Raw genomic sequence first — 8,490 nt, 5'->3', positions numbered from 1 at the left:
AGAGTACAACCTTGCCAAGGTTGGGGTCGCGGGTTCGAACCCCGTCTGTCGCTCTGAAGCACTTAGATCTTTAAAGATTTAAGTGCTTTTTTCATATCTAAAACGTTCCCCTCTTGCCATTTTATTTTTTATCAACTATACTAAGTAACAGATTATGTTTTAGAAACCAGGAGGAATTATGAAATGAAATTTATATATCCAGCCGTATTCCGTAAGAAGGAAGATGGAGGCTATGACGCACATTTCCCGGATCTCGAATGCTGCGAGGCATACGGAGAAACTTTGGACGACGCGATCGACAATGCAAATGAAGCTGCAAGAACATGGATCACTGTTGAATTAGAAGAAGAGGATCCAATCTTCCCACATGTATCTGATCTGGAAGATATTGAACTTGCTGAAGATGAGATTGTAAGAAATATTTCCGTAAATATCCGATTCTACGAAGGATGGGACGAATAAAAAGCTTTAAAAAAGGATTGACAGTTGTCTAAGTGACAGCTATCAATCCTTTCTTTGTATTTTTAAGTATTTAATTTCCACACTCTATACTGATCTCATTGAACTTGCTCAAGATATCTTCTACCTGAAGTTCTTCTTTTTCTTTTCCTTTGAGATCCATCACAACTCCACCCTGATGCATCATCAGCAGGCGATTTCCGTATTCCACCGCGTAGCGAAGATTATGTGTAACCATGATCGTTGTAAGCTTTTTCTCTTCTACGATCTTTCCTGTCAATTCCATAATCAGCTCTGCTGTTTTCGGATCCAGAGCCGCTGTATGCTCATCAAGGATCAGGAAATCAATCGGCGTCATCGTAGACATCAGAAGGGCGATTGCCTGACGCTGTCCGCCGGAAAGAGATCCTACTTTCACATCCATTTTATTCTCAAGTCCAAGTCCAAGCTGGCTTAAAATCTCACGATAATATTCTTTACGCGCCTTATTGATTCCGGAACTGAGGCCAAAGAATTTTCCTTTATTGTCTGCAAGAGACATATTTTCAAGAATCGTCATTGTCGGACATGTTCCCATTGCCGGATTCTGATAAACACGTCCAATCTTCTGATTTCTCTTGAATTCTTTCTTTGTTGTAATATCTTCACCGTTCATCAGGATCTGTCCACCGTCTACCGGAATACTTCCACAGAGGATGTTCAGCATAGAAGTCTTACCCGAACCATTACTTCCGACTACAGAGACGAATTCTCCTTTGTCTACGGTCAGATTGAATTTGTCAAACAGGCACATCTCATTGATAGTCCCCGGATTGTAATATTTTTCAATATTTCTAAGCTCGAGCATTCTTCTTCACCTTCTTTCTGCGTTCTCCACCGATCACCAGGATCACAAGGAATAATACCGCTGTGATCAGTTTCATGTCCTGTGGTTCAAAGAACTTCAACGCTGCTGCGACACAGGCTTTATAGATCACAGATCCGATCAGCACTGCTGTTGTTGCTTTCATAAAGGATACATTTTTAAATAAGCTTGTTCCGATAATAACACTTGCCAAACCGATTACGATTGCACCGGTTCCACTTGAAATTTCAAATACGCGCTGCTCCTGACAGAAGATACTTCCCGAAAGAGCAACAAGTCCGTTTGCAATCGCAAGTCCTAAGATTTTCACATTGCCCTGATCTTTTGCAAGAGATGTGACCAATACGTCATTATCTCCTACTGCGCGGAGCAGAAAACCTGATTTTGTCTTCATATAAAGGTCTAATAATACTTTACTGATCACTGCGATCACAAGCACGATCACAAGTACTTTGTAATTTGAAAGGCCATCATGAAAGATTCCGTTTACGGATGCATTATCAAAGATACTGTCATCTCCAAAGATTGGGACATTTGCTGTTCCTGCCAGTCTTAAGTTGATCGTCCACAGTGCTGTCATCATGATAATTCCGGATAAGAGATCTCTTACCTTGAATTTTACATGAATCAGACCTGTGCAGACTCCGGCAAGCACACCGATCAGGAATGATGTCGGCAGTGTCAGGATTGGATGAACGCCTCTTGTGATCATCGTCGCTGTCAGTGCGGCTCCCAGCGGAAAGCTTCCATCTACTGTCAGATCCGGGAAATCCAGGATCTTATAAGTGATGTATACCCCAAGCGCCAGGATTCCGTAGATCAGTCCCTGTTCTAAAATCGTAATATAAATCCCCATAATGTGTTAACCTCTCTGTTTCAATACTATTTTGTAATCTCTGTAAAGCTCTCTACCGCTTCATCTGCAAGATCCTGCGGAACTGTAACCCCAAGGTTTTCAGCAACTTTTTCATTTACATAGAAACCTGGTTCTGTGATTGTCTCAAAGTTCATCTCAGGTGCTTTCTTCTCACCTTTCAGAATCTCTGCTGCCATCTTACCTGTCTGTTTTCCAAGTGCTACATAGTCAAGTCCTTCGGCTGCCAGACATCCGATTTTCACCTGCTCGATCTCACTTCCGAATACCGGAATGTTCTGTTTGTTTGCTTTATCAAGGATTGTTGCAAGGGAAGCAACTACTGTGTTGTCTGTAAGGTTTGTCAGGCAGTCAACCTCTGTCAGAAGTTCATCTGTTGCAAGAGAGATATCGGCTGTCTGTGCGATTCCTTTGTCAACGATCGTGAATCCATAGTCTCCGGCAAGCTCTTTATATTTTGCAAGAGCGGATACAGAGTTTGCTTCGCTTGTTGTGTAAAGGATTCCGATATTCTTTGCATCCGGAAGCATCTCACGGATCATCTCAAGCTGTGCTTTGATCGGAAGTTCATCACTTGTTCCTGTTACATTTCCTGCAGGTGTTCCATCCTCTTTCGCAAGCTTTGCTGCAACCGGGTCTGTAACTGCTGTGTATACAACCGGAATGTCGGAATTCATTGCTGAATTATAAGCAGCCTGCGCACTCGGTGTTGCGATTGCACATACAAGATCCACTTTGTCTGAAACAAATCCATCACTGATCTGTTTTGCTGTTCCCTGATCTGCTGCCGCATTCTTCACTTCTACTGTCAGGTTCTTACCTTCCTCGATTCCTTCTTCTTTCAGTCCTTCTAAAAATCCCTCACGGCAATTATCAAGAGAACCATGCTCTGCGAACTGGGAAATACCGATTGTGTAACTCTTCTCTCCATCATCAGAAGAAGTCTTCCCTGCATCGGATGATCCACATGCTGCAAGGCTCATTGTCATTACTGCTCCTAAAATAACTGCTAATACTCTCTTTTTCATAATTGTTGTCTCCTTTTTTCTTTTTAATATTTCTGCAAAAGCAAAGGAGCCGATTTGGGATTCTTGTCAATAAACTGTGGATTTCTTTTTATAAATCAACTTTCCTGATATACAAAAAACCGCCTCAAGCTTATTGCTTGAGACGGTAATAAAATTCATTATTATCGCGGTACCACTCAAATTGACGTTCGTCCACTTTCTCACGTACTAACATACGCTCCTGATTGATAACGGGTTCGGTTCCCGGCGGTTCCTACTCTTTTCATTTCAGGCCGCCCTCGAAAGTCCATTCAGAATCAGAATCCATACAGCAATCCCACCATCTGCTGCTCTCTGTGATCTCTTCTAAAACCTACTTCTCTTTCTCATCGGTTTTTGCTTTTGATGTGTCTTATTGTAGTCGTTCACTTTCTATTTGTCAAGAGAAATTTTATTATATTTTAAATTTCTTTTGATATTGTCAGAAAAATCACTGCGAGAACGTGTAGAAAAACAGCAGGAAAACTCTGTTTACTGTTTTCCTGCTGAAATATCACTATTTATTCTTCAACTGTTTCTTCCTGTGCCTTCACAGCAAGGCTAAGCTCTTCCAGCTGCTTCTCAGAAGCCGGTGTCGGAGCCTCTGTCATCAGACAGGATGCATCTTTGATCTTCGGGAATGCGATCACGTCACGGATGCTGTCCTGTTTTGCCATAAGCATAACAAGACGGTCAAGACCGTAAGCAAGTCCTGCGTGCGGCGGAACTCCGTATTTAAATGCATCCAGAAGGAATCCGAACTGGCTGTAAGCCTGCTCTTTTGTAAAGCCAAGTGCCTTGAACATCATTTCCTGGATATCATCCTGGAAGATTCTGACACTACCGCCACCAATCTCATTTCCGTTCAGAACGATATCGTATGCTTTCGCACGAACTCTTCCCGGATCAGACTCGATATACTGGATATCTTCTTCCATCGGCATTGTAAATGGGTGGTGCATCGCAACGAAACGATTCTGCTCCTCGCTCCACTCAAGCAACGGGAACTCTGTGATCCATACAAAACGATACTCATTCTTATCGAGAAGTTCAAGCTGTTTTGCAAGTTCAACACGGAGTGCTCCAAGAGAATCCCATACTACTTTATTCTTGTCAGCTGCAAAGAGAAGCAGATCTCCCGGCTCTCCATCCATTGCCTTTACAAGTGCATCCATCTGCTCGTCTGTCATGAATTTTGCAAATGAAGACTTCACTGTTCCATCTTCCTGGAGTGCAACATAAGCCAGACCCTTAGCACCGTAATCCTTAACAAATGCTGTCAGCTTGTCGATCTTCTTTCTCGGCATGCTGCCCTGTCCTTTGGCATTGATACCACGAACGCTTCCGCCATTCTCAAGTGCGCCTGTAAATACTGCAAATCCGCAGTCTTTCACTACATCAGATACATCTTTCAGTTCCATTCCGAAACGAAGATCCGGCTTGTCAGAACCATAACGGTTCATTGCTTCCTGCCATGTCATTCTCTGGATTGGAAGCTGTACGTCTACATCAAGAACTTCTTTAAAAAGTTTCTTAAGATACTTTTCATTTACTTCGATAACATCATCTACGTCAACGAAAGAAAGTTCCATATCGATCTGTGTAAATTCCGGCTGTCTGTCCGCACGAAGATCCTCATCACGGAAACATCTTGCAATCTGGATGTAACGGTCTACGCCTGAACACATCAGAAGCTGTTTATAAAGCTGCGGAGACTGTGGAAGTCCGTAGAAAGATCCCGGATGAATACGGCTTGGTACAAGATAATCTCTCGCGCCTTCCGGAGTTGTCTTTCCAAGCATCGGAGTCTCTACTTCAAGGAATCCTTCATCTGAGAAGAACTGACGTGTCAGTGTCATAACCTGACTCTTCATACGAAGATTTCTCTGCAGATCTGGTCTTCTAAGGTCAAGGTAACGATATTTCAGACGGATGTCTTCCTTTGTCTTTGAGTTTTCTTCAATCGGGAACGGAGGTGTCTGTGACTCAGAAAGTACACGAAGTTCACTTGGGATCACCTCGATCTCACCTGTTGCGATCTTATCATTCACTGCACCGGAACGTCTCTCAACTTTTCCGACAACAGCAACTACATACTCTGCACGTAAAGATGCTGCTTTCTCAATGATTGCTGCATCTGTAGTTCCTTCTTCACATACAACCTGTATAATTCCAGAACGGTCTCTTACGTCTGTAAATACAAGTCCTCCTTTATTTCTATTCTTCTGTACCCATCCCATGATAGTTACAGTTTCCCCAACATTGGCTACTGAAAGTTCACCACAACGGTGTGTTCTCTTAAGCCCCTGCATTGATTCAGCCATGGTTATTTACTTCCTTTCCTTTTTTCCTATATGTTATCAACAGAATCTCTGTAGCACTCTGTAATATCTGTGTATCCCTGTTCTGCAAGCTGCTCCTTCTGGAACTTCTTGTTCTTCTTCATGTTCATGATCATTACCTGACGGCCTGCTGCACGCTCCTTCTTCGCAAGATCAAGAACTTTGAGCATGCCTTCCTTCGGCATGTTCTTCTCGATCAAGAATGCCTTCTTCTCTTTGCTTGTCGGAACTTTGTATCCACGCTCCATCAGAAGCATGACAATACGTTCAAATCCGATAGAGAATCCAACTGCCGGTGTATCCTGTCCTGTAAACTTACCGATCATCTTGTCGTAGCGTCCGCCGCCACCTACAGATCCGCCGAACTCATCCATAGAAATCTCAAAAATAGTTCCTGTATAATAAGACATTCCACGTACCAGTGTCGGATCAAACAGCATACGGAAATCTGCTTCCTTCGCACTCTCTACACTTGTAATGATCATTTCAAGAGAATCTGCTGCATCTTCTGGAAGGAATCCCTGAAGTTTTTCCTTGCATGCACGAACACCTTCTACATCTCCTGTAATCTCCTTGAACAGCTGAAGATATTTCTCAACAGATTCCTCTGCATATCCATTTTCCTTCATCTCTGCTGCAACACCATCAAGACCGATCTTGTCCATCTTATCCAGTGTGATAAATACGCTGTCATAATCTTTCTCTTCAAATCCACTGTAAGCTGCCATTGCCTTCAGGAAACGGCGGTCATTGATACGGATTGTAAAGTTATTGAAATCCAGTTTTCCAAGCAGGGATGTAGTAGCAAGGATCAGCTCGATCTCAGCAAGGTTGGATGGCTCGCCAAGAATGTCAATATCACACTGCATAAACTGGCGGTAACGACCTCTCTGCGGACGATCCGCACGCCATACACTTCCCATCTGGAGTGCTTTAAACGGTGCAGGAAGCTCATTAGAATGATTTGCATAATATCTGGACAGCGGAAGTGTCAGGTCATAACGAAGTCCTCCGTCTACAAGATCAGCTTCTTCCTTCGCCTCTGCAAGTCTCAGCTTCTCTCCACGCTTTAAGATCTTGAAGATCAGCTTCTCATTATCTCCCCCCTGCTTACTGCACAGGTTCTCGATATGCTCTACACATGGAGTCTCAATGGATGAGAATCCAAAGCTTCTATATGTCTCTTTGATCAGACCGATCACATAATCTCTGATCTCCATCTCTGCAGGAAGAATATCTTTCATTCCTGTTACCGGTTTTTTCTTTAATGCCATAGCACTTCTCCTTTTCGTTCTATCTTTTCATTACTATAATCTCTTGATTTCGTAATGTTCTTCAACTAAAAATATACCTTAATCACGAGTCTTATATAATAAGTCAACTCCTTCTTTAAGGGTTTCCGTTATCGTCTGTTGATGCTTCTCAGAATAGTCCCTAAGTTTCTGATGTTCCTCCGCAGACATTCGGATTGTCACAATTTTATCTTTGATCACGTCTGACTTCGGACGTCCCATCTTAGCCATAGGCCTTCTCCTTTCTCTCACCTATACTATTATACTTTCGTAATACGAAATGTCAACTACTTTTGATTCTGTTTATTTTTGTTCTAATTGAATTACCTTTTTCGAGATGATATACTTTATTTGGATTAAAAAATCTGAATCTACGTTAATTTATTGCGTATTTAAAAACAGCTAAATTTTATGAAAGGAAACAAAAGACATGAATAATGACAGAAATACAAACTGTACAGATGTCGCGATTAAAAATGACAAAAAATCCATGCAAAAGCATTTAATTTATAGTCTTATATGCATTGCAATTGCATTAATCTCTTTTTTTGCAATCTCAAAATGGGCAACTTCTGCTGATACATACAGTAGGATTATTAATACTTTGAATGAATTGCAGAAAAAGGCTTTAGAGCTTACAGGTACTGCAACAGCACTTGCAACCGGAGCAGCTGCAATACCAGGAGATGCAACAACTCCTATTGCGAATAAGCTTGCTGATGTTGCAGGCTATATGGTGATCGTTTATGCTGTGATCATTATTGAGAAATATTTACTAACCATCACAGGATACATTGCCTTTAAAATCTTATTTCCTATCGGATGTATTCTGATGGCAACCGGTAATTTTATGAAAGCCGGATGGAAGGAATTCATTTACAGAATCGGGATCAAAAGTATCATTCTTGGAATCCTTCTCTGGGGACTGGTTCCTACCAGCGTCTGGATGACGAATAAAGTGAACGAAACTTATGCAAAATCCTACGATATGGATTTTACATTAGAAGATACTGAAAAATTATTGGATAAAGATAATGACTCTGCCTCTGCTGCCAACAGTAACAAAACAAATGATATTGAAAACAATAATACACCTTCTTCTATCACCGACTTTATCAACAACTTAAAAGACAAGGTAAGTGATGCTGTCGATACCGTCGGCACAGCTGCCTCAGAAAAAATCGATGCTATTGAGAAGGGCTTGAACAAGATCTTAGAAGGCGTGGCTGTAATGATTGTGACAACCTGCGCAATCCCAGTTCTTGTAATGCTGACTTTTGTATGGATCTTAAAGAGCATAACGGGATTAAAACTTCCAAACATTACACAGCAGTCAATACCGAAGGTTTCTGAGATGAAGCGGAAAAAGAAAGCTGAGATCGATGGTTAGGAGGGGGCTTGAAATTTTTCCTGTTCATCAACTAGAATACAACGAAAGGACGGTCCACCTCCCGGTGAAACCGTCCTTTCGTTACTTTTTTTAGAAACTTAATAGTACCTGACACCAATGTGGTCAACTTTGCGCTTACTTATTATCATTCTTTTGTGTCGAGTAATCAATTTATTATCACATTTGTATACTGATGTAATTCTCCAACCATTGAATCATATC

The 8,490-nt window shown here is 41.7% G+C and carries 8 protein-coding genes and 1 other annotated feature; of the genes, 2 read left to right on the top strand and 6 right to left on the bottom strand.

Annotated elements, in window-relative coordinates; all coding sequences use genetic code 11:
• Positions 1–183: 183 nt before the first annotated feature.
• The gene (locus LI162_RS14785) at positions 184–462 is read left to right on the top strand and encodes a type II toxin-antitoxin system HicB family antitoxin (protein ID WP_020436822.1); all 279 of its coding nucleotides are present in this window, start codon (positions 184–186) and stop codon (positions 460–462) included.
• Between the two features lie 70 nt (positions 463–532).
• Here the strand turns inward: LI162_RS14785 and LI162_RS14780 are convergent, their stop codons facing one another.
• The 6 genes from LI162_RS14780 to LI162_RS14755 form a co-directional block, all read right to left on the bottom strand.
• A complete protein-coding gene (locus LI162_RS14780) occupies positions 533–1,306 on the bottom strand; it encodes an ABC transporter ATP-binding protein (RefSeq protein ID WP_020436821.1) in 774 nt (257 codons plus the stop codon).
• Complete coding sequence (locus LI162_RS14775) at positions 1,293–2,180, bottom strand: ABC transporter permease (RefSeq protein ID WP_020436820.1); 888 nt, start codon at positions 2,178–2,180, stop codon at positions 1,293–1,295. Before LI162_RS14775 ends, LI162_RS14780 begins: the two co-directional genes overlap by 14 nt.
• Before the next feature lie 26 nt (positions 2,181–2,206).
• Positions 2,207–3,226, bottom strand: coding sequence for an ABC transporter substrate-binding protein (locus LI162_RS14770; protein ID WP_020436819.1), 1,020 nt, complete (start codon positions 3,224–3,226; stop codon positions 2,207–2,209).
• A 135-nt stretch (positions 3,227–3,361) separates the two neighbouring features.
• Positions 3,362–3,604: a binding site (T-box leader), on the bottom strand.
• Between the two features lie 161 nt (positions 3,605–3,765).
• A complete protein-coding gene (gene aspS, locus LI162_RS14765; protein WP_020436818.1) occupies positions 3,766–5,568 on the bottom strand; it encodes an aspartate--tRNA ligase in 1,803 nt (600 codons plus the stop codon).
• Between the two features lie 26 nt (positions 5,569–5,594).
• Entirely contained in the window at positions 5,595–6,860 is a 1,266-nt protein-coding gene (hisS, locus tag LI162_RS14760; RefSeq protein ID WP_020436817.1) for a histidine--tRNA ligase, read from the bottom strand.
• Positions 6,861–6,938: 78 nt separating this feature from the next.
• Positions 6,939–7,109 carry a hypothetical protein gene (locus tag LI162_RS14755; protein ID WP_020436816.1) on the bottom strand — a complete coding sequence of 57 codons (171 nt, stop codon included), beginning with the start codon at positions 7,107–7,109 and terminating at the stop codon, positions 6,939–6,941.
• 199 nt (positions 7,110–7,308) lie between these two features.
• Between LI162_RS14755 and LI162_RS14750 the strand changes: the two genes are divergently transcribed.
• Positions 7,309–8,268 (top strand): hypothetical protein, encoded by a 960-nt coding sequence (locus tag LI162_RS14750; protein ID WP_020436815.1) that lies wholly within the window; start codon positions 7,309–7,311, stop codon positions 8,266–8,268.
• Positions 8,269–8,490 lie beyond the last annotated feature (222 nt).

It is taken from the genome of Mediterraneibacter sp. 210702-DFI.3.120 (genome assembly GCF_020561005.1).
In the GTDB taxonomy this organism is placed as follows: Bacteria; Bacillota; Clostridia; order Lachnospirales; family Lachnospiraceae; genus Mediterraneibacter; species Mediterraneibacter faecis.
Note: the sequence above shows the minus strand (reverse complement) of the source record. Positions and strands in the feature narration are given on the sequence as shown.

Bases quoted from the DNA above. Each gene is read 5' to 3' on its own strand.
- LI162_RS14785 (WP_020436822.1), top strand. From the start codon at position 184: ATGAAATTTATATATCCAGCCGTATTCCGTAAGAAGGAAGATGGAGGC.
- LI162_RS14780 (WP_020436821.1), bottom strand. From the start codon at position 1,306: ATGCTCGAGCTTAGAAATATTGAAAAATATTACAATCCGGGGACTATC.
- LI162_RS14775 (WP_020436820.1), bottom strand. From the start codon at position 2,180: ATGGGGATTTATATTACGATTTTAGAACAGGGACTGATCTACGGAATC.
- LI162_RS14770 (WP_020436819.1), bottom strand. From the start codon at position 3,226: ATGAAAAAGAGAGTATTAGCAGTTATTTTAGGAGCAGTAATGACAATG.
- aspS (WP_020436818.1), bottom strand. From the start codon at position 5,568: ATGGCTGAATCAATGCAGGGGCTTAAGAGAACACACCGTTGTGGTGAA.
- hisS (WP_020436817.1), bottom strand. From the start codon at position 6,860: ATGGCATTAAAGAAAAAACCGGTAACAGGAATGAAAGATATTCTTCCT.
- LI162_RS14755 (WP_020436816.1), bottom strand. From the start codon at position 7,109: ATGGCTAAGATGGGACGTCCGAAGTCAGACGTGATCAAAGATAAAATT.
- LI162_RS14750 (WP_020436815.1), top strand. From the start codon at position 7,309: ATGAATAATGACAGAAATACAAACTGTACAGATGTCGCGATTAAAAAT.